Below are 20,657 nucleotides of genomic sequence, written 5' to 3' on the forward strand. Positions count from 1 at the left end.
GGGGAGAAGGCGCGGCGCCGGAGCCGCTCTCCTCTCCCCGTCCTTACGGGGAGAGGATGCCGGCAGGCAGGTGAGGGGCGGCGTGATTTTCGAAATGCGAGGAGCGTAAATGGACTTTGATCTCTCCGAAGAACAGTCGATCCTGAAGGATGCTGTCGAACGCCTGCTCGCCGACAGATACGGCTTCGAGGAGCGCAAGCGGCATATGGCTTCGCCGGAGGGCTGGAGCGCCGATATGTGGGACCGTTATGCCGAAATGGGCCTGATGGCGCTGCCATTCGCCGAGGACGATGGCGGCATCGGCGGCGGCCCGGTCGAAACGATGATCGTCATGGAAGCGCTGGGCAAGGCGCTGGCGCTTGAGCCCTATTTCGCCACGGTAGTGCTCGGCGGCGGCTTTCTCCGCCTCGGCGGCAGCGCCGAGCAGAAAGCGGAACTGATCCCGCAGGTTGCCGACGGTTCGCTGAAACTCGCGTTCGCGCAGGTGGAACGCAACTCCCGCTTCGATCTCCATCATGTCGAGACAGCGGCAAGGAAGGATGGCGGCGACTATCTCATCACCGGCGCAAAAAGCGTCGTGCTGCATGGCGACAGCGCCGGCAAGATTTTCGTCACGGCCCGCACAGCCGGCGATATGAGGGACAAAACGGGCATCGGCGTCTTCCTTGTCGATGTCAATGCGCCTGGCGTCAGCCGGCGCGGTTATGTCATGCAGGACGGCCAGCGCGCCGCCGAGATTTCGTTCGACAATGTCCGGGTCCCGGCAAGCGCTGCATTCGGTGACCCGGCAAACAGCTTGCCGCTGGTGCGCCGTGTCGTCGACCAGGCGATCGCTGCCTTGTCGGCGGAAGCGGTGGGCGTCATGTCGGCAATGCATGGGCTGACGCTCGACTATCTGAAAGTGCGAAAGCAGTTCGGCGTGCCGATCGGCGCCTTTCAGGTGCTGCAGCACAAGGCGGTCGACATGTATGTCGCGCTGGAGCAGGCGCGTTCGATCACGCTCTACGCCACCATGATGGCCGACAGCGACGAAGACACCGAGAGGGCTCGGGCCGTGCATGCAGCCAAGACCGAGATCGGCCGCGGCGGCCGGCTGGTCGGCGAAAACGCCATCCAGCTGCATGGCGGCGTGGGCATGACCATGGAATATGCCGTCGGCCACTATTTCAAGCGCATGACGATGATCGACCTTACCTTCGGCGACCATGATTTCCACCTCCGTGCACTGGCGGACGCCGGCGGGCTGATGGCCGTGTAGCGACTGTTGCCCCTTGGCGGTTGGCGGCGATCGTGGCGCCGGCGCTATCTTCCCCCCTTGATGATGAAAAGCCCCCTCTCCGTCTCGGCTTCGCCTCGACACCTCTCCCCCGCTTCGCAGGGGCGAGGAACCCAAGCTGGAGAAGCGCTGGCATCGCGGCAGCGGTTCCTCGCCCCTGCGAAGCGGGGGGAGAGGTGGTTTGCGCAGCAAACCGGAGAGGGGGAATTTCAAACCAAGGCAGCGCATCTCCCGCGAACGAATGAACCCCTTCCCCTTTGCCGTGGTGGCCGGCGGGATTATCATGCCCCATATGATCAGGGAGGTTCCCAACCGGAGCACGCCATGACGCATCCCATCCCCTTCACGCCCGATCTTTCGGTCAAGCCGGAGGTGACAGGCTTCTTCGACACGCAGACCAACACGATCTCGTATGTCGTCAAGGACCCGCTTTCCGACGCCTGCGCGGTGATCGATTCGGTCATGGATATCGACTATGCCGCCGGCCGCATCACGCATGACGGCGCAGACAAGATCATCGCCCATATCCGCGAACATGGCCTCGATCTCGAATGGATCATCGAGACCCATGTGCATGCCGACCATCTGTCTGCCGCGCCCTTCATCCAGGAACAGCTCGGCGGCAAACTCGGCATCGGCGAGAACATCACCGTCGTGCAGGACACTTTCGGGAAAATCTTCAATGAAGGCACCGAGTTCCAGCGCGACGGCTCGCAATTCGACCGGCTGTTCGGCGACGGCGATTTCTACCAGATCGGCTTCATGACCGCGCATGTCATGCATACGCCCGGCCATACCCCCGCCTGCATGACGCATGTCATCGGCGACGCCGCCTTCATCGGCGACACGCTGTTCATGCCGGATGGCGGGTCGGCGCGCGCCGATTTCCCGGGCGGCGATGCGCGCGCGCTGTTCCGCTCGATCCAGCGGGTGCTGTCGCTTCCTGCCGACACCAGGCTGTTCATTTGCCACGACTATGGGCCGAATGGCCGCGACATCAAATGGGAAACCACCGTCGCCGACGAGCGCGCCCACAACATCCATGTGAAGGACGGCGCCACCGAAGACGAGTTCGTCGCCATGCGCGAGGCGCGCGACAAGACGCTCGCCATGCCGCGTCTCATCATTCCCTCGCTGCAGTGCAATATGCGCGCCGGGCAGTTGCCGCCGAAGGACGAGGATGGCAAGACGTTCCTCAAGGTGCCGGTCAACACGCTCTGACCCGCACGCCCCCCGACAAAAGGACGACAGAATGGAATTCCGCCAGATCGACAAGGACTACGCCGTTTCGAAGCAGATCACCGTCGACCAGGTGTCCGAAATCAAGGCCGCCGGGTTCAAAAGCGTCATCTGCAACCGGCCGGATGGCGAGGATCCGGGCCAGCCGACGGTCGCCGAGATCAAGGCGGCGGTAGAGGCTGCCGGCATGAAGTTTCGCCATGTCCCGGTCAACAGCGGCCAGCCGATCACCCCGGCCGACGCCGAACGCATGCACCAGGCGCTGAGCGATGTCGAAGGACCGGTCTTTGCCTATTGCCGCTCCGGAACCCGTTCGGCCAACATCTACGGCCCGGCACAGGCGCTGGGGAAGAGCTGATCAGTACACCCAGCGCAGCAGGGTCAAGGTGATCGCCGGAAAGGCGACGAGGATCGCCGTGCGGATGACATCGGAGATGATGAAAGGGATGACGCCGCGAAACACCGCACGCGTCGGCACGTCCTTGGCCATCGACTGGATGACGAAGAGGTTCATGCCGACAGGCGGCGATATCAGCCCGACCTCGACCGAGATCAGCACCAGGATGCCGAACCAGATCGCCAGCTCTTCCGGCGGCAGACCGTAATCAAGTCCCATGATGATCGGGAAGAAGATCGGGATCGTCAAAAGGATCATTGATAGCGAGTCCATCGGCCCGCCCAGGATGAGGTAAAGCACCAGGATGACCGACATCACGACCCATGGGTTGAGGCCGAGTTCGACGACATAGGCGGCGGCTTCCTGCGGCAGTTGCGTGAGAGCCAGGAAGCTGTTGTAGAGCATGGCGCCGAGCACTATGAAAAACATCATCGCCGACGCGGACGCCGTATAGAAGATCGCGTCCCTGAGCTGGTGAACCGTCATGCCGCGGCGGGCCCAGGCGATGAGCGCGGCGCCGAAGGCGCCGACCGCCGAAGCCTCGGTCGGCGTAAAATAGCCGCCATAGATGCCGCCGAGCACCGCCAGGAACAGGAGCAGGATATCCCAGACGCGCAGCAGGGCAGCAAAGCGGTCGCGGTAGGGCATGCGCGGTTTGAGCTCGCCTGCCTCGTCGGGATTTTTCCAGACGAATATGCGAATGGCGATCATGTAGCCGATCGCGGCCAGAATGCCGGGCACGAACGCGGCGATGAAGAGCTTGGCGATGTTCTGCTCGGTCAAGGTCGCGTAGATGACCAGGATGATCGACGGCGGGATCAGGATGCCCAGGGTGCCGCCGGCGGCCAGCGTGCCGGTGGAAAGGGCGCCGGAATAGCCATTGCGCCTCAGTTCCGGCAGCGCGACCTGCGCCATCGTCGCCGCCGTCGCCATCGACGAACCGCAAATCGCGCCAAAGCCGGCGCATGCGCCGATCGTCGCCATGGCGAGCCCACCGCGACGGTGGCCAAGCCAGTTTTCGGCGGTCCGGAACAGCTTGCCGGAAATGCCGCCATAGGCGGCGAACTGCCCCATCAATAGAAACAGCGGCACAACGGAAAGGTTGTAGTCGGAAAAGGTGGAATAGGCGATCTGCTTCAATTGCCCGAGGATCGGGGCCGTAGACCCGGTGATGATCCACGAGCCGACGGCGCCGCAGAGAAACATCGACAGGCCAATCGGGATCCGTAGGAACACCATCGCCAGGAGCACGCCAAACGACACCATGCCGAGCGTAAGGTTGCTCATCATTCCATCCCATGATGTTCAGGCAGCAGGTCGCGCCCCGACAAAGCCGCTTTCACACCCCTGGCGGAGGTGAGTATGGCCGTGGCAACCGAGACATAGGCGGGCAGCAGGCAGGCGGCATATGCCCACCACATCGGAAACTGCACGATAAAGCTGGTCTCGCCGTTGCGAAACTTGTCCACGAAGCCATGGGTCAGGCGCCATGCAATCAGCGCCAGCACGATTGCAGCGACGATTTCGGCGAAAGCGTCGATGGCGCGAACCACCGTCGGTCCCATCATGTTGGTGAAGACATCGAGGATCGCGTGGCCGCGCATCAGTTGGCAGTATGGGAGGAAGCAGAATACGGCAAAGCCGGTCAATGCCTCGACGATCTCGAAGTCACCCAGTATCGGGCCGAACCCTGCCCAGATCAACGCGCGCCCGGTAACGCTGACAACCGTCAGGACGATGATGACGCCAAGCACAATGCCGCCGACGATGGCCAACGCCCGCGCAAGCCACTCGACGATCCGCGGCAGAATCATGCCCGTCCTCCCCGATAAAGCGAAACTCGGACTTTCCAGCTAGCGGCCGCAGCGCTGCGCTGCAGCCCAGGCGGACCGGGGCGGATGAACACCGCCCCGGCCAGCGCCTGGCGAGCCGGAAGGCTCACTTCTGCGTATATTTGTCGATGAGGGTGCGCGCTTCATCGAGCAATGCCTGCCCGTCGACGCCCTTGCCCTGCATCTCGACCACCCAGTTGTCCATCACCGGCTGCGCGGCGGTCTTCCACGGTTCGACATCGGTTGCGCTCAACTCGATGATGTTGTTGCCTGCATCGACGGCAACCTTGCGGCCCGCCGCATCGGTTCCCGCCTGCGTCTTGCCGAACAGAGCCGAGACATCCGCGCCTGAATTGTCGTCGATCACCTTCTTCAGGTCATCCGGCAACGCATCGTAACGCGCCTTGTTCATGGCGAGCACGAAAGTCGTGGTGTAAAGGGCGTGGTCGCCGCCGAATTCGGTGTGGTTCTGGACCAGTTCGGCAACCTTCAGCGCGGTGGTGACTTCCCAGGGAATGACAGCGCCGTCGATGACCCCCTTGGACAGGTTCTCGGTGATCGCCGGCACCGGCATGCCGACAGGCGTCGCACCAAGCTGGCCGAGCAACGCGTTGACGATGCGGGTCGGCGCGCGCAGCTTCTTGCCCTTCATGTCGTCGAGCTTGGCGATCGGCTCGCGCGAATGAATGAGGCCGGGACCGTGCACCCAGGCAGCGATGATGTGCACGTCCTTGAATTCGGTGTCCTTCATCTTGGAATTGAAAATGTCCCAATAGGCGCGCGAGGTGGCCTCTGCATTCGTCATCATGAACGGCAGTTCGAAGACTTCCGTGGAAGGGAAGCGGCCGGGCGTGGAGCCTGGCAAGGTCCAGACGATGTCGACCGTGCCATCTATCGCCTGGTCCATCAGTTCCGGCGGCTTGCCGCCAAGCTGCATGGCCGGATAGCGCTCGATCTTGATACGGCCGCCGGAATCCTTCTCGACCTTGTCGGCCCAGGGATCGAGCACGAATTTCGGTACATTGGCCTGCGCCGGCAGGAACTGATGCAGCCGCAGCGTCACTTCCTGCGCAAAGGTCATGCCGGCTCCGGCCATCAACCCGACCGCCGTCAAAGCGCCGGCAAGCGCCAGCGATTTCATCGAGAAACGCTTCATGAATTTCCTCCCGTTCTTCTCCCTCGACCGATGCTCGACCCTCATCGAACACGGCCTGCAATTGGCGCATAATGTCAGCAGCTTATGAAACTATAAATCCCCGCTCTCATCATTTGTAGCGCTCAATCACAACGGCAGCGAACCTGTCTCCTTCAGCGTTTCCAGCACGATCGCGGTTTTCACGTGCTGCACCGATTCATGTGGCAGGAGAACACCGTTGACGAATTCGGACAGCGACTTCAGGTCCGGCGTGACGACTTTCAGGATATAGTCCATCTCGCCGGTCAGGGCATGCGCCTCCTGCACCTCGGGGAGCCGCGACAACAGATCGGCGAAACGCTGCGCGTTGTCGCGGTTGTGGGTGGCAAGCGTCACCGAGATGACGTTGACCAGCGAAAAACCCAGCCGGTCGCGATCGAGCACGGCGCGGTAGCCGCGTATGAAACCCTCCTCCTCCAGTCGCTGGCGACGGCGCGAGCATTGGGACGGCGACAGGTTCACCCGGTCCGAAAGATCGTTGTTGGTCAACCGCCCATCGTTCTGCAAAAGCGCCATTATCTTGCGATCGAACTGATCAACCTGTGCGACAGTCATGAATTTCTCCGAAATTGCGCACGATACATGCACCTTTTGAGCATTGCGAGCTTCGCATTGCAAGCACATTGCATGCCGGCAGGCGTATGATCCGAGGCACGGTAAAGATTCAGGAGAATGCCATGGGACCCTTTCCACACGATGCTCCGCCGGCAACGGTGAGCGAGGCCAACCCGGCAGGCACCGACGGATTCGAGTTCGTGGAATTCGCTCATTCGGAGCCGGAGAAACTCGCCGAACTGTTCACCCGCATGGGTTACCAGGCAGTCGCAAAGCACCGGACCAAAGCAATCACGGTCTGGCGGCAGGGCGACATCAACTATGTCGTCAACGCCGAACCCGGCTCACATGCCATGCGCTTCGTCGAAGAGCATGGCCCATGCGCGGCCTCGATGGCGTGGCGGGTGGTAGACGCCAAGCACGCGTTCGACCATGCGGTTTCGAAGGGGGCGACGCCCTATGAAGGAAACGACAAGGCCCTCGACGTGCCGGCGATCGTCGGCATTGGCGGTTCGCTGCTCTATTTCGTCGAGACCTATGGCAAAAAGGGCTCGGCCTACGACGCCGAGTTCGACTGGATCGGGGAGCGCGACCCAAAGCCCATCGGCGTCGGCTTCTATTATCTCGATCACCTGACCCACAATGTCTATCGCGGCAACATGGACAAGTGGTGGGCGTTCTACCGCGACCTGTTCGGCTTCAAGCAGATCCACTATTTCGACATCGACGGCCGCATCACCGGGCTGGTCAGCCGCGCCATCACCTCGTCCTGCGGCAAGATCCGCATCCCACTGAACGAATCCAAGGACGAAACCAGCCAGATCGTCGAATACCTGAAAAAGTACAAGGGCGAAGGCATCCAGCACATCGCGGTCGGCACCGATGGCATCTACGACGCCACCGACAAGCTTGCCGCCAATGGGCTGAAATTCATGCCGGGGCCACCGCATACCTACTACGAGAAGAGCCACGCCCGCGTGAACGGCCATGACGAGCCGATCGAGCGCATGAAGCAGCATGGCATCCTGATCGACGGCGAAGGCGTGGTCGATGGCGGCATGACCAAGATCCTGCTGCAGATTTTTTCCAAGACGGTGATCGGACCGATCTTCTTCGAGTTCATCCAGCGCAAGGGCGACGAAGGTTTCGGCGAGGGCAATTTCCGCGCGCTGTTCGAATCCATCGAGGAAGATCAGATCCGCCGCGGCGTGCTCAAGGTCGAGGCGGCAGAGTAGGTAGCGGCGAGGCGGCGGCTATTTCTTCGCCACCACCAACGCCTGCTTGAGTGTCCTCAGGTCGCCGACAAGGTTGGCGAGGATCAGAACGAGGCGCGCGTTCAGGCGCGCGCTTTCCCCCGGTGTCAGCCCGTCATGTGCTTCCATCAGGGCGGCATAAAAATCGTCACCATGCGCGCCGAAACGGTCGCATCCGATATCGTCAGCCATCAGCGCCTCCCGGTTGCGCGCTCGAACGCTGCGGTGATCCTATGCCCCTCCGCCGATGCAAAACGCGCGGCCACGTGCTGATCGGGGCGGATCAGATAAATCATACCTTCGCCGTAGCGGTCCGCAACAATTCCATCGCAATCGATCAGCGTGACTGCACCATTGATCCTGCGCGAAAGATCGCGGGTCACAAACAGCTTTGCCAAGGCATCAGGAACGGCGTCGGGCAGGTCGGCCTCGACCGCCATGACGGTGAAACCAGCGCCGACATGATTGAGAAGCCAGCCAGTCTTGCCATTCTGTACCGGCGCATCGACCATCGCCGAACCTACCGCCAGCCCTTGTTTCCCAGCCGCTCGCGTCTGCAGCGAAAAACCCGCCAGCGAGCAAGGCCGCGACAGCCGCCCGGAGTTGACCAGCTTGCGGGCAAAATCCTGCTCGTCCGCAAGCTCCAGCACGCTATCGCGAAAGATCTTCTCCATTTCAGTCTTTGGCGTCATGAAGGCGGTGGCACGGGAGGAATTACGGATGTTTTCGTCGGCGCCGAAAATACGCTCCTCGTCATAGCTGACAATCAGGCTTTCCGGCGCCTCTCCCTTGACCACCATGGCCAGTTTCCAAATCAGGTTGTCTGCGTCCTGGATGCCGCCATTGCCGCCGCGTGCACCGAATGGCGAGACGATATGGGCGCTGTCACCGGCAAAGATCACCCGGTCGTGCACAAACCTTTGCAGCCGGCGGCACTGGAAGGTGTAGACCGAAACCCAGTCCAGCGAGAAATCGCGATGGCCGATGACCCTTTCGATGCGGGGAATGACGTTTTCAGGTTTTTTCTCCTCGTCGGGATCGGCATCCCAGCCAAGTTGAAGGTCGATGCGGTAAATGTTGTCCGGCTGCTTGTGCAGCAGCGCAGACTGGCCGGCGTGAAATGGCGGCTCGAACCAGAACCAGCGTTCCGACGGGAAATCCGCCTGCATCTCGACATCTGCGATCAGGAACCGTTCCTCGAATACCTTGCCTTCGAAGTCGAGCCCAAGCATGCCGCGAACGGACGAGCGCGCACCGTCGCAAGCGATCAGCCATTCCGCTTCGATGGTGTATTCGCCGTCCGGCGTCTCGACGCTTGCACGTACGCCGTGGCCTAACTGCTCAACTGCGGTGACGCGGTTTTTCCAGCGCAGGTCAATCAGATCAGGAAAGTCGCGGGCGCGTTCCACCAGATACTGCTCGACATAATATTGCTGCAGGTTGACGAAGGCCGGCATCTTGTGGCCGGGCTCCGGCTGCAGGTCGAAATTCCAGACCTCGCGTTCGCGATGAAACAGCCGGCCGACCTTCCAGGTGACGCCCTTATCGACCATGCGATCACCGATACCGAGGCGATCCATGATTTCCAGCGTCCGCTTCGACCAGCAGATGGCGCGGCTGCCCAGCGAGACGACATTGTTGTCGTCAAGAACCACACATTTTACGCCGCGCAGCGCGCAGTCGATCGCTGCCGCGAGCCCGACCGGGCCGGCGCCGACGATTAGCACGGGGTAACGCTCTCGCTCCGCACCGCGCAGTTCCGGCGGCGTTGCATAGGCAAACGGTTTGTAGTCGTAACGCGGCATCAGGAAATTCCGCCCAGGCCGAGCCGTTCGACCTCCGCATCCCTGAGCTTGAGATCGTAGTCGAGAAAGAACTCGTCCAGTTGCGGCGGCTTGACCGATGTTCCCGACAGCATCGCATGCACCTGGCCGCGATGGTGGATCTGGTGGATGAACAGATGCGCCAGGAGATCGCCGATGCGCTCTGGGATCATGCCATCCTCGCGGCGGTCGGTGACGACGCGGCGCTCGAGAGCCGCCGCCGTCAGGCGATCGCAAAAACCGATGAGGCGGCGATCGAAATCCGCTTGCGCCTCGGCGAGCAAGGCGGGGTCATCGAACGGAACGAAATCGTCATGGGCGCTGGCGCCGAGGCCGCCCTCTTCCACGAAATCCAGATAGAGATGGTCGACCGCCAGGATATGGTTGAGCGTTTCCTTGATCGACGGAAAAAAGCTGGTGCGCGGCGCCTCGAACTCGCCTGGCTTCAGCGCCAGCACGGCACGATAGATGCGGTCGTTCGACCAGAGACTGTTCTGCGCCATCCGGCGATTGTGCGTGAGAAGATCCATCCTCCCTCCTCCCGTTTTGGTTAGCCCTGCAGCGCCTCCCACATCTGGAGGTCGCGTTCCGCCGTCCAGATACGTGGCGTATCGATGCCCAGTGACTCGTCGTAGGCCCGCGCTACATTGAACGGCAGGCAGTGTTCATAGATGGCGTAGTTGGAAAACTTCGGGTCGCACACGGTCCGACAGGCGTCCCACGCTTCTTTCAGCGAGCCGCCACCCTGCGCGACCCGAGCCACCGGCCGGTACGTCGAGCGGACGAAGTCGGCGGTGTTGTCCAGCGCTTCGTTGACCAGCTTTTCGCCAACCAGCGCGTCGCCGCGGCCTGGCGCGATCGCCGCAAGATCGAAGCAACGGATAGCCTCAAGTGTGGCCGGCCAGTCGGTGAAATGACCATCGCCGCAATAGCAGGCCGAATGGTATTCGACGATATCGCCGGTGAACATGACATTCTCGTCGGGCACATGTGCGACGATGTCGCCAGCCGTATGCGCGCGGCCAAGGAACATCAGGTCGACGCGGCGCTTGCCCAGATAGAGCGTCAGCCGGTCGTTGAAGGTGAGCGTAGGCCAGGTCAATCCGGGGATCGACTCGTGGCCCTGGAACAGCCGGGGAAAACGGCCGAATTCCGAATCCCAGTCCTCCTGCCCGCGCTCGGCCACCATCGAACGCGCCTTCTCAGACATCACGATTTCGGAAGCGCCATAGGCCGATGCGCCGAGTACGCGCACAGCATGGTAATGCGAAAGCACGACATGTTTGATCGGCTTGTCGGTGACAGTACGGATATTCTCGATCACCTTGCCGGCAAGCCGTGGCGTCGCCTGCGCGTCGACGACCATCACGCTGTCGTCGCCGATGATGACCCCGGTGTTGGGATCGCCTTCGGCGGTAAAGGCCCACAGGTCGCGTCCGACTTCGGTGAAGGAAACCTTCTTTTCCGCCAGGTCGCCCTGTGAGGCGAAAGCCTTGGCCATCATTTATCCTTTGTATTTCTCGACTGTTTGCTCGATGGCGCCGAAGACCGAATGACCGGCCTTGTCCTTCATCTCGATGCGCACGAGGTCGCCAAAGCGCATGAACGGGGTTTTCGGCGCGCCCTGCTCGATGGTTTCGATGGTGCGCAGTTCGGCGATGCAGGAGTAGCCGGAACCGCCGGCGGGGACAGGCTTGCCCGGCCCGCCGTCGAGCTTGTTGGACACAGTGCCCGATCCGATGATGGCGCCGGCCGCAAGAGGGCGTGTCTTCGCAGCATGTGCAATCAGCGCCGGGAAATCGAACGTCATGTCGATGCCGGCGTTGGCGCGACCGAAAGGCTGCCCGTTAAGATCGACGCAGAGCGGCAGATGCAGCTTGCCGCCGTCCCAGGCTTCACCGAGTTCGTCCGGAGTGACCGCGACCGGCGAAAAGGCCGACGACGGTTTCGACTGGAAGAACCCGAAACCCTTGGCGAGTTCGGGGGCGGTCAGCCCGCGCAACGTAACGTCGTTGACCAGCATGACAAGTCGGATCGCACCGCGCGCTTCGTCGCTTGTGGCGCCAGCAGGCACGTCGCCGGTAACCACGGCCACTTCGCCCTCCATGTCGATGCCCCAGGCCTCGTCAGCCATCACGATCGGATCGCGTGGCCCGAGGAAGGAATCGGAGCCGCCCTGATACATCAACGGATCGGTCCAGAAACTTTCCGGCATCTCGGCGCCGCGCGCCTTGCGCACCAGTTCGACATGGTTGACGTAGGCAGAGCCGTCCGCCCACTGATAGGCGCGCGGCAGCGGCGAATGCGCGTCATGCTCATGGAAACGCGCCGAAGGCACCGATCCATGCTCCAGGCTTTCGGCAAGGGCGGCGAGATGCGGTGAAATGCGCTGCCAGTCATCAAGTGCCGCTTGCAAGGTCGGCACCAGGAAGGATGCGTCGGCGTAGCGGGTCAGGTCGCGCGACACGACAACCAGTTTTCCGTCGCGCGTTCCGTTCTTCAGCGTTGCAAGTTTCATGCGCTCTCCGTTATGCTTCCACGAACACCTGGAAGCCGCCATAGATCAAGCGTTTCATGTAAGCCGGCATCTTGTCCATGCCCGCCTTCATGCGCGGATCCTCCATCACCTTCTTCATCACCTCGTCACGGTGTTCACGTGACGCGTAGGTAACATAGGAGAAGACGACCGTCTCATTCTCTTCCCTTTTCACCGCAAGGGGGAACGACGTGACCTCGCCATCCGGCACATCGTCGGCGGCGGCCTCCACATAGGACAGAGCTCCGTGTTCCATCCAGACGGTTTTGCCAAGTTCGGCGTTCTTCCTGTATTCTTCCCATTCCCCCTTCGGCACGGGCAGAACGAAGCCATCAACATAAGTCATGGTTTTCTCCTTTTGTGGTCACAACGACCTAAGGACGAACCGCGAGGGATGGTTCCGACAACCGGCCGGAAAGATTCGGTGCTAACTCCAATCGCCTTCGACGGTGCCGTTGAAGCGCTTCTTCAGGTCCTTCCAGCAGTCGATATAGTCCTGCTGCAAAGTCGGGAGTTCCGCCCCATAGCGGGTCAACATCTGCGGGAAGCGGGTCTCGAACATGAAGGCCATCGTGTTGTCGAGCTTCACCGGCTTCAGGTCGGCCTTCGAGGCCTTTTCGAAGCCCGGCGCGTCCGGTCCATGCGCCAGCATCATGTTGTGCAGGCTGATGCCGCCGGGGACAAACCCTTCTTCCTTGGCGTCGTACTGACCGTGGATGAGGCCCATGAACTCGCTCATGATGTTACGGTGATACCAGGGCGGCCGGAAGGTGTTTTCCGCCACCAGCCAGCGCGGCGGGAAAATGACGAAGTCGACATTGGCCGTGCCTTCCTCGCCGCTCGGCGCGGTAAGCACGGTGAAGATGGACGGATCGGGATGGTCGAAAAGGATCGCACCGACCGGCGAAAACGTAGCCAGATCATATTTGTAGGGCGCGTAGTTGCCATGCCACGCGACGACGTCGAGAGGCGAATGGCCAAGTTCGGTGACATGGAAGGAGCCGCACCATTTGACGATCAGCCGGCACGGCGTCTCCTTCTCCTCGAACCAGGCGCAAGGGGTCTTGAAGTCGCGCGGATTGGCAAGGCAGTTGGCGCCGATCGGTCCGCGGTCGGGCATGGTGAACTTGGCGCCGTAATTCTCGCAGACATAGCCCCGCACCGTCTCGTCGATCAGTTCGACCTTGAACACCAGGCCGCGCGGAAGCACCGCGATTTCGCCGGGAGCGAGTTCGATCACGCCCATCTCGGTGACGAAATTCAGCCGCCCGACCTGCGGCACGATCAGCAGCTCGCCGTCCGCGTTGAAGAAATGGTCGTCGATCATCGAACGGTTTGCGACATAGACATGGGCCGCCATGCCGCTCTGCCCCAGTGCATCGCCGGCCGTGGTGATAGTGCGCATGCCGGCGATGAAGTCGGTGGGTTCCGTCGGCATCGGCACCGGGTTCCAGCGATATTGCCCGAGCGCCAGCTCGTGATCGTGAATGTTTGGGGCGGTCTTCCACTGCTGATAGCTCGCCGGCTTGAAACGGCCCGTGTGCTTGACGCTCGGCCGGATGCGGTAAAGCCAGGAGCGCTCGTTGGTGCCGCGCGGCGCTGTAAAGGGTGAGCCGGAAAGTTGCTCGGCATAAAGACCGTAAGCCGGGCGCTGTGGCGAATTGCGGCCCTGCGGCAGCGAGCCCGGAAGGGTTTCCGTCTCGAAGTCGTTTCCGAAGCCCGGCATATACTGGAAGGTCATGGCTTTCTCCTCCCGATTGACCAAATTCGTTTCATCTGTAACCATTGAAAATGTAACTATCAACAGCCGAGGGCCGCCGTACGGCCTCAAATCCGGGAGCCAGATCATGGACACCGAAATCCTCGAACTCGAGATGTTCCTGCCTTACCGGCTCAATCGGCTGGCCGACGCCGTCAGCCGGGAATTCTCGAAAATCTACCGTGACCGCCATGGTTTGACACGCCCGGAATGGCGCGCGCTGGCCGGGCTCGGCCAGCACGGCACCATGACGGCGACAGCCATCGGCGAACAATCCGCTATGCACAAGACCAAGGTTTCGCGGGCGGTTGCCGAGCTCGAAAGGCGCAAATGGCTGGTCCGCACACAGGATCCGGCCGACCGCCGAGTTGAAAACCTGACGCTGACGAAAAAGGGAGAATCGGTCTATCGGGAACTGGTGCCGATGGCGAAGGCTTACGAGCAGACCCTGCTCGCCCGAATGTCAGCGCGGGAACGAAACGATGTCGCGAGCGGTATCCGGGCCATTGAAGCAGCACTGCTCAAATAGGACCAACCGCCCTACTCCACCGGCCGAGGATATTGAACCCGCGGCGGTATCCAGTGATGGATCAGGGCAAGCACGACGAGGCTGGCGCTGCCAATCAACACCACCACAAAAAGCGTCGCCCCCTGAAACGGCGACGCCGTCGCCACCAGCGGCAATGCTCCCGCGGGTGGATGTGTCACGCGCAACATCAGCATCAGCGCGATAGCGATGCCGACCGCGATAGCGGCGGCCCACCATGCGCCGGGAAAGGCGAGCGCGGCAGCGACGCCGACGATCGCGGCTATGAGATAACCGGCAAAGATGTTCATTGGCTGGGCAAGCGGACTGGCCGGCTGGCCAAAGAGAAGAACGGCCGTCGCGCCGAGCGGCGCGATCAGCAGCGGCAACCCTGTCAGCGACGACAGACCGCCTACCAGCGACATGCCGAGGATAGCGCCCGAGCCCGATTTCAGATGGGACAGGAATTGCCCCCGCGGTTCGTGTCTGGCTGTCAGGGAGCGGATATGGCGGCGCATCGGCAGGTCCGGATCAGGAAGCCCGCCTCGATAGCAAACGCCGTGAACCGCCTGCAACGATCAAAATTCGAATTTTCAGCCCGAAAGCGGAAAAATCGTGATGCCAGGCGATGGCCGCAGCAAGCTAGCCAAATTGACAACTACCAATGGCTGGCTTATCTGTTTGTTTAAATTAACTGGTTAAATTGACCGGTCAATAAAGGCCGCAATTCATGAAGACCATTCAGGCATCCGAGGCCAAAGCGAAATTCTCCGCTCTGCTCAGCGAGGTCGAGCGTGGCGAGGTGATCGAAATCACGCGTCATGGCAAGACGATCGCGCGGATCGTGCCCGAAGCAGACGAAGCGGAGCGCCGAAAACGTGCGGTACAGGCTATCCTTGACCTTAAGAGATCTGGGCGAAAGACCGGAATCACCGTCGAGGACATTCTGTCGGCGCGCGATGAAGGCCGGAAGCCGCTGTGACGCTTGTCATCGATAGTTCTGTCGCCGCAAGCTGGAGCATTCCCGATGAGGATTCACCCGCGGCTCTAAGGGCGCTCACAATCGCATCGTCCGATGGCGCCTCCGTGCCCAGTCTTTTCTGGCACGAACTGCGCAATGTTCTTCTCGTCAGCGAGCGGCGCGGCAGGCTTACGTCCGATGAGGTCCACACGGGGCTCGCCGCGGTTGCCGACCTCTCTCCCAATGTCGATGAACTCGATGGGCATTCGGCAATTCTGGCCTTGGCCAGGCGGCATACGCTTTCAGCCTATGATGCCGCGTATCTGGAACTGGCGATCAGGCGCGGGGGAACAATAGCCACGCTGGACAACAAGCTGGCCAAAGCCGCCCTGGCCGAAAACTTGACCGTCATTTCCGATCAGGCCTGACATCTCACCAGTCCATCACAACCTTGCCGGAATTGCCGCTGCGCATCGCCTCGAAGCCTGCCTTGTAGTCGTCGATGCCGATGCGGTGCGTGATCAGCCCGGAAACGTCGAGCGGCCCCTGTACCAGTGCGATCATCTTGTACCAGGTCTCGAACATCTCGCGGCCGTAGATGCCCTTGAGATGCAGCATCTTGAAGATGACTTTGTTCCAGTCGATCTCGAAACCGGTCGGCGCGATACCCAGAATGGCGATCTTGCCGCCATTGTTCATGGTATCGATCATGTCGCGGAAGGCGGGGGCTGCTCCCGACATCTCGAGGCCGACATCGAAACCTTCGTTCATGCCGATTTCGCGCATCACGTCCCTCAGCTTCGACTTCGAGGCATCGACGACATGCTGGACGCCCATCTTGCGCGCCAGTTCGAGGCGAACCGGATTGATGTCGGTGATGACGACTTTGCGGGCTCCAACGCACTGCGCCACCATGGCCCCCATGATGCCGATCGGGCCGGCGCCGGTGACCAGCACATCCTCGCCGACGAGATCGAAGGACAGCGCCGTGTGCACGGCGTTGCCGAGCGGGTCGAAGATCGCCGCGATCTCATCCGGCACATCATCGGGGATCGGCACGACGTTGTGTTGCGGGATCGCCAGATATTCGCCGAAGGCGCCCGGCCGGTTGACGCCGACGCCCAGCGTATTGCGGCAGAGGTGACCGCGGCCGGCGCGGCAGTTGCGGCAATGGCCGCAGACGATGTGTCCTTCGCCCGAAACGCGCTGCCCAATCTTGTATTCGGTTACCGCCGACCCGAAATCGGCGACGGTGCCGACGAATTCGTGGCCGGTGACCATCGGCACCGGCACCGTCTTCTGTGCCCATTCGTCCCAGTTCCAGATGTGCACGTCTGTGCCGCAGATCGCGGACTTCCTGACCTTGATCAGCACGTCGTTGGGGCCGATCTCCGGCACCGGCACTTCTTCCATCCAGATGCCTGGCTCGGCCTTGGCCTTCACCAGCGCACGCATCATGTTCGACATGTTTTCGTTCCTAACCAATCACGCCAAGTTCGCGGCCGACCTCGCCAAACGCATGCACAGCACGGTCGATATCTTCCGTCGAATGTGCAGCCGACATCTGCGTCCTGATCCGCGCCTGTCCCTTGGGCACGACCGGGAACGAAAAACCAATCACATAGATGCCGCGCTCCAGCATCCTTGCCGCCATCTCCTGGGCAATCGTGGCCTCGCCCAGCATGACCGGGATAATCGGATGGCCGGCGCCGGCCAGCTTGAAGCCTAGTTTCGACATCTTTTCACGAAAACGTTCGGCGTTTGTATAAAGCCGCTCCCGCAAGGCGGCGCCATTCTCGATCATGTCGAAGACCTTGATCGAGGCGCCGGCTATCGCCGGCATCAGCGTGTTCGAGAACAGATAGGGCCGCGAGCGCTGACGCAGCCAGTCGACCACGTCACGCTTGCCGGACGTGTAGCCGCCGGACGCGCCGCCGAGTGCCTTGCCCAGCGTGCCGGTGATGATGTCCACCCGGCCCTCGACGCCGCAATATTCGGGTGAGCCACGGCCATTCTTGCCGACGAAGCCGACGGCGTGGCTGTCATCGACCATGACCATCGCGCCGTATTTATCGGCAAGATCGCAGACACCCTGGAGATTGGCGATAATGCCGTCCATGGAAAACACGCCGTCGGTGGCGATAAGCTTGAAACGGCTGCCTTCCGCCTTCTTCAACTCTTCCTCGAGCGCTGCCATGTCGTTGTTGGCATAGCGGAAGCGCCTGGCCTTGGAGAGCCGCACGCCGTCGATGATCGACGCATGGTTGAGCGCGTCGGAAATCACTGCGTCCTCTTCGCCGAGCAGCGTCTCGAACAGCCCGCCATTGGCGTCGAAGCACGAGCCGTAGAGGATAGTGTCTTCCATGCCCAGAAAGTTCGATATGGTCGCCTCGAGCTGCTTGTGTTCTTCCTGGGTGCCGCAGATGAAGCGCACCGAGGCCATGCCATAGCCGTAGCGGTCGAGGGCGTCCTTAGCGGCGGCGCGCAACTCTTCATTGTCGGCAAGGCCAAGATAATTGTTGGCGCAGAAATTCAGCACCTTGTCGCCGCTTGCCACTTCGATTCGGCTCGACTGGGTCGAGGTGATGACGCGCTCGGACTTATAGAGGCCGGCGGATTTCAGCCCTTCAAGCTCGGCTGCGATGTGGGACAGAAAATTACTGCTCATTCAGCACCTGTTCCTGGGCATTTGCCCCTCGTACCGCCCCGCAGCAGCGGAGATCTATCACAAATACGACTTGGCGACTCGCCGCTTCCCTGGCGTCGAACGCGGGCGCACGAGGCTAGAGTGGACCGGTTTTGTCAACAGACATCGGCAAGGAAATCCATGTCAGCCGCGACCATATCGAGCATTCGTATCTACAGGCAATGGCAGCCGTTTCGCGACGGTACCTATCGCTGCTCCGGCGGGCGCAGCGCCGAAGGATTCGATTCCTCGATCGTCGAGATTACCTCGCGCGATGGCTTGCTCGGCTATGGGGAGATGGCGCCGCTCGGCAGCTTCTACGACCCGGCCTTCGCCGAGGGCGCGCGAGCGGCGATGCGCGAGCTTGCGCCGCACCTGTTGGGAGCCGATGCCACCGGCATCGAGGCGCTGAACCGCCGCATGGATTTGCTGCTGAACGGCCACCCTTACGCGAAGGCGGCGATCGACATGGCGCTCTGGGACCTTCGTGGCAAGCACTGCGGGTTGTCGCTGGCGACGATGAGCGGCGGCGCGGAAGGTGCCACGCTGGCACTCTACAGGTCGATTGCCCAACAGGCGCCCGACGCAATGGCGGCGCGTGCGCAGAAATACATCGTCGAAGGCTATCGCCGCCTGCAGGTGAAGGTCGGGCTCGACGTCAACGACGATATCGCACGGCTTCAGGCGGTGCGTGCTGCCGTTCCGGCCGACACGGTGCTGTTTTGCGATGCCAATGCGAGCTGGGGCACAGCCGATACGCGGCGCTTCCTGATGGCGACGCGCGACCTCGACTATACGCTGGAACAGCCCTGCGCGAGCTACGATGAGAATCTGGCGATCCGCCGCGTCTGCGACCGGCCGCTGGTGCTCGACGAAACAATCGACAGCGTCGACGTGTTGCTGCGCGCCATGGCCGACGGACTGGTCGACGGCATCACCATCAAGCTCGCCCGCGTCGGCGGACTGACCAAGGCCAAGCTGGTGCGCGACATCGCCATTGCCCGCAATCTCAAGGTGACAATCGAAGACACTGGCGGCGCCGAGATCGACACGGCAGCCTATTGCGGGCTCATGCTGTCGACACCTGAGGCCCTCCGCCAACACACCGTCGACTTCCACAACTGGGTGACGGTCTCCAACGCGAAGGCCGACTTCCGCATCGCGGACGGCGCGATGACGATTCCGGTTGGCCCCGGTCTTGGCATCGAGGTCGACGTGAACACATTTGGCGATCCGGTTTTCGCCTGCCAGCTCTGATCTGCGAAACCCGCCTCGACGCATTGCCGAGACGGGAGAGCCGTTGCCGGCTCAGAAAAACGCCTGCAGACCCGTCTGCGCCCGGCCGAGGATCAGGGCATGCACGTCGTGCGCACCCTCATAGGTGTTGACCGTCTCCAGATTCTGCGCATGGCGCATCACATGGTAGCCGATCTGGATGCCGTTGCCGCCATGCATGTCGCGGGCCTGGCGGGCGATGTCGAGCGCCTTGCCGCAATTGTTGCGCTTGACGATCGAAATCATCTCCGGCGCCATCTTGCCCTCGTCCATCAGCCGTCCGACCCGCAGTGAGCCCTGCAGCCCCAGAGCGATGTCGGTCTGCATGTCGGCAAGCTTCTTCTGGTAGAGCTGCATGCCGGCCAGCGGCTTGCCGAACTGCTTGCGGTCGAGCCCGTACTGGCGGGCGCGGAACCAGCAATCCTCGGCAGCACCCAAAGCGCCCCATGAAATGCCATAGCGGGCGCGGTTGAGGCAGCCGAACGGGCCTTTGAGGCCGGAGACGTTGGGCAATAGCGCATCCTCGCCGACCTCGACGCCTTCCATGACGATCTCGCCGGTGATCGAGGCGCGCAGCGACAGCTTGCCGTCGATCTTCGGCGCCGAAAGACCCTTCATGCCCTTTTCCAAAACGAAGCCGCGGATCTGGTTGTCGTGTGCAGCCGACTTGGCCCACACCACGAAAACGTCGGCGATCGGGGCGTTGGAAATCCACATCTTCGAGCCGGAGATGCGATAGCCGTTGGCGGTCTTTTCCGCCCGCGTCTTCATGCCGCCCGGATCGGAGCCCGCATCTGGCTCGGTCAAGCCAAAACAGCCGATCCATTCGCCGGAAGCAAGCTTCGGCAAAAACTTCCTGCGCTGGCTCTCGTCGCCATAGGCATAGATCGGATACATGACCAGCGACGACTGGACGCTCATCATCGAGCGATAGCCGGAATCAACCCGCTCCACTTCACGGGCGACCAGCCCATAGGTGACGTAATTGGCGCCGATACCGCCATATTCCTCAGGAATAGTGACGCCAAGCAGACCCGCCTCGCCCATTTCGCGGAAAATCGCCGGATCGGTCTTTTCGTCGAGATAGGCCTCCTCGATGCGCGGCGCCAGTTTGTCGGCGGCAAACGCGGCTGCGCCGTCTCGAACCATGCGCTCGTCTTCGGTCAGTTGGTCTTCAAGCAGGAACGGGTCGGCCCAGACAAAGCTGCCGCCTGCCGATTTGGATGCGCTCATGGTTCCTCCGAAAATGGGTGATTTCGTCCATCCTAGACTGCTTCGGCACTTTTCGCTAACAAGTAATATCTCAGAGTTTATGCGCAAATTCGATCAACTTGACAGTAGGCC

The 20,657-nt window shown here is 61.6% G+C and carries 23 protein-coding genes; 8 read left to right on the forward strand and 15 right to left on the reverse strand.

Annotation, left to right across the window (positions count from 1 at the left end; translation table 11 throughout):
- The first annotated feature begins 109 nt into the window (after positions 1 to 109).
- The 3 genes from F3H98_RS15810 (at position 110) to F3H98_RS15820 (ending at position 2,873) form a co-directional block, all read left to right on the forward strand.
- Positions 110 to 1,258: an acyl-CoA dehydrogenase family protein gene (locus F3H98_RS15810; protein ID WP_149761111.1), complete on the forward strand. Its 1,149-nt coding sequence runs from the start codon at positions 110 to 112 to the stop codon at positions 1,256 to 1,258.
- A 342-nt stretch (positions 1,259 to 1,600) separates the two neighbouring features.
- Positions 1,601 to 2,497 carry an MBL fold metallo-hydrolase gene (locus F3H98_RS15815; RefSeq protein WP_149761112.1) on the forward strand — a complete coding sequence of 299 codons (897 nt, stop codon included), beginning with the start codon at positions 1,601 to 1,603 and terminating at the stop codon, positions 2,495 to 2,497.
- 31 nt (positions 2,498 to 2,528) lie between these two features.
- Entirely contained in the window at positions 2,529 to 2,873 is a 345-nt protein-coding gene (locus tag F3H98_RS15820) for a protein tyrosine phosphatase family protein (RefSeq protein ID WP_149761113.1), read from the forward strand.
- Here the strand turns inward: F3H98_RS15820 and F3H98_RS15825 are convergent, their stop codons facing one another.
- The 4 genes from F3H98_RS15825 to F3H98_RS15840 all read right to left on the reverse strand — a co-directional run bounded on the left by F3H98_RS15825 (position 2,874) and on the right by F3H98_RS15840 (position 6,494).
- Positions 2,874 to 4,199 carry a TRAP transporter large permease gene (locus tag F3H98_RS15825; RefSeq protein ID WP_149761251.1) on the reverse strand — a complete coding sequence of 442 codons (1,326 nt, stop codon included), beginning with the start codon at positions 4,197 to 4,199 and terminating at the stop codon, positions 2,874 to 2,876.
- Complete coding sequence (locus F3H98_RS15830; RefSeq protein ID WP_149761114.1) at positions 4,199 to 4,726, reverse strand: TRAP transporter small permease; 528 nt, start codon at positions 4,724 to 4,726, stop codon at positions 4,199 to 4,201. Before F3H98_RS15830 ends, F3H98_RS15825 begins: the two co-directional genes overlap by 1 nt.
- A 124-nt stretch (positions 4,727 to 4,850) precedes the next feature.
- Entirely contained in the window at positions 4,851 to 5,900 is a 1,050-nt protein-coding gene (locus F3H98_RS15835; protein WP_149761115.1) for a TRAP transporter substrate-binding protein, read from the reverse strand.
- A gap of 126 nt (positions 5,901 to 6,026) precedes the next feature.
- Positions 6,027 to 6,494: an Lrp/AsnC family transcriptional regulator gene (locus F3H98_RS15840; protein WP_149761116.1), complete on the reverse strand. Its 468-nt coding sequence runs from the start codon at positions 6,492 to 6,494 to the stop codon at positions 6,027 to 6,029.
- A 122-nt stretch (positions 6,495 to 6,616) separates the two neighbouring features.
- Here F3H98_RS15840 and hppD point away from each other — a divergent pair, with 122 nt between their 5' ends.
- On the forward strand, positions 6,617 to 7,729 hold the full coding sequence (hppD, locus tag F3H98_RS15845) for a 4-hydroxyphenylpyruvate dioxygenase (protein ID WP_149761117.1): 1,113 nt from the start codon (positions 6,617 to 6,619) through the stop codon (positions 7,727 to 7,729).
- An 18-nt stretch (positions 7,730 to 7,747) separates the two neighbouring features.
- Here hppD and F3H98_RS15850 read toward each other — a convergent pair whose 3' ends face one another.
- The 7 genes from F3H98_RS15850 to hmgA form a co-directional block, all read right to left on the reverse strand.
- Complete coding sequence (locus tag F3H98_RS15850; RefSeq protein WP_149761118.1) at positions 7,748 to 7,939, reverse strand: DUF2783 domain-containing protein; 192 nt, start codon at positions 7,937 to 7,939, stop codon at positions 7,748 to 7,750.
- Positions 7,939 to 9,552, reverse strand: coding sequence for an FAD-dependent oxidoreductase (locus tag F3H98_RS15855; RefSeq protein ID WP_149761119.1), 1,614 nt, complete (start codon positions 9,550 to 9,552; stop codon positions 7,939 to 7,941). Before F3H98_RS15855 ends, F3H98_RS15850 begins: the two co-directional genes overlap by 1 nt.
- Complete coding sequence (locus tag F3H98_RS15860) at positions 9,552 to 10,100, reverse strand: DinB family protein (RefSeq protein ID WP_149761120.1); 549 nt, start codon at positions 10,098 to 10,100, stop codon at positions 9,552 to 9,554. The genes F3H98_RS15855 and F3H98_RS15860 overlap by 1 nt, the downstream gene beginning before the upstream one ends.
- A 20-nt stretch (positions 10,101 to 10,120) precedes the next feature.
- Positions 10,121 to 11,071 carry an MBL fold metallo-hydrolase gene (locus F3H98_RS15865; RefSeq protein ID WP_149761252.1) on the reverse strand — a complete coding sequence of 317 codons (951 nt, stop codon included), beginning with the start codon at positions 11,069 to 11,071 and terminating at the stop codon, positions 10,121 to 10,123.
- A 3-nt stretch (positions 11,072 to 11,074) separates the two neighbouring features.
- Positions 11,075 to 12,088, reverse strand: a complete 1,014-nt coding sequence (locus F3H98_RS15870; protein ID WP_149761121.1) for a fumarylacetoacetate hydrolase family protein — start codon at positions 12,086 to 12,088, stop codon at positions 11,075 to 11,077.
- 10 nt (positions 12,089 to 12,098) lie between these two features.
- Entirely contained in the window at positions 12,099 to 12,452 is a 354-nt protein-coding gene (locus F3H98_RS15875) for a DUF1428 domain-containing protein (protein WP_149761122.1), read from the reverse strand.
- Positions 12,453 to 12,533: 81 nt separating this feature from the next.
- The gene (hmgA, locus tag F3H98_RS15880; protein WP_149761123.1) at positions 12,534 to 13,847 is read right to left on the reverse strand and encodes a homogentisate 1,2-dioxygenase; all 1,314 of its coding nucleotides are present in this window, start codon (positions 13,845 to 13,847) and stop codon (positions 12,534 to 12,536) included.
- A 106-nt stretch (positions 13,848 to 13,953) separates the two neighbouring features.
- On the opposite strand from hmgA, the gene F3H98_RS15885 reads away from it, so the two are divergent.
- Complete coding sequence (locus tag F3H98_RS15885; RefSeq protein WP_149761124.1) at positions 13,954 to 14,394, forward strand: MarR family winged helix-turn-helix transcriptional regulator; 441 nt, start codon at positions 13,954 to 13,956, stop codon at positions 14,392 to 14,394.
- Between the two features lie 11 nt (positions 14,395 to 14,405).
- Here F3H98_RS15885 and F3H98_RS15890 read toward each other — a convergent pair whose 3' ends face one another.
- Positions 14,406 to 14,909 (reverse strand): HPP family protein, encoded by a 504-nt coding sequence (locus tag F3H98_RS15890; RefSeq protein WP_149761125.1) that lies wholly within the window; start codon positions 14,907 to 14,909, stop codon positions 14,406 to 14,408.
- A 212-nt stretch (positions 14,910 to 15,121) separates the two neighbouring features.
- Between F3H98_RS15890 and F3H98_RS15895 the strand changes: the two genes are divergently transcribed.
- Positions 15,122 to 15,373, forward strand: a complete 252-nt coding sequence (locus F3H98_RS15895) for a type II toxin-antitoxin system Phd/YefM family antitoxin (protein ID WP_149761126.1) — start codon at positions 15,122 to 15,124, stop codon at positions 15,371 to 15,373.
- A complete protein-coding gene (locus tag F3H98_RS15900; RefSeq protein ID WP_149761127.1) occupies positions 15,370 to 15,780 on the forward strand; it encodes a type II toxin-antitoxin system VapC family toxin in 411 nt (136 codons plus the stop codon). The genes F3H98_RS15895 and F3H98_RS15900 overlap by 4 nt, the downstream gene beginning before the upstream one ends.
- A 4-nt stretch (positions 15,781 to 15,784) precedes the next feature.
- Here the strand turns inward: F3H98_RS15900 and tdh are convergent, their stop codons facing one another.
- Positions 15,785 to 16,819: an L-threonine 3-dehydrogenase gene (gene tdh, locus F3H98_RS15905; protein ID WP_149761128.1), complete on the reverse strand. Its 1,035-nt coding sequence runs from the start codon at positions 16,817 to 16,819 to the stop codon at positions 15,785 to 15,787.
- A gap of 10 nt (positions 16,820 to 16,829) precedes the next feature.
- Positions 16,830 to 18,020 carry a glycine C-acetyltransferase gene (locus F3H98_RS15910; RefSeq protein WP_149761129.1) on the reverse strand — a complete coding sequence of 397 codons (1,191 nt, stop codon included), beginning with the start codon at positions 18,018 to 18,020 and terminating at the stop codon, positions 16,830 to 16,832.
- Positions 18,021 to 18,179: 159 nt separating this feature from the next.
- On the opposite strand from F3H98_RS15910, the gene F3H98_RS15915 reads away from it, so the two are divergent.
- Positions 18,180 to 19,295: a mandelate racemase/muconate lactonizing enzyme family protein gene (locus F3H98_RS15915; protein WP_149761130.1), complete on the forward strand. Its 1,116-nt coding sequence runs from the start codon at positions 18,180 to 18,182 to the stop codon at positions 19,293 to 19,295.
- Between the two features lie 51 nt (positions 19,296 to 19,346).
- Here F3H98_RS15915 and F3H98_RS15920 read toward each other — a convergent pair whose 3' ends face one another.
- Positions 19,347 to 20,546, reverse strand: coding sequence for an acyl-CoA dehydrogenase (locus tag F3H98_RS15920; protein ID WP_149761131.1), 1,200 nt, complete (start codon positions 20,544 to 20,546; stop codon positions 19,347 to 19,349).
- Between the last annotated feature and the right edge of the window lie 111 nt (positions 20,547 to 20,657).

The organism is Neomesorhizobium albiziae (assembly GCF_900114255.1).
Lineage (GTDB): Bacteria > Pseudomonadota > Alphaproteobacteria > Rhizobiales > Rhizobiaceae > Neomesorhizobium > Neomesorhizobium albiziae.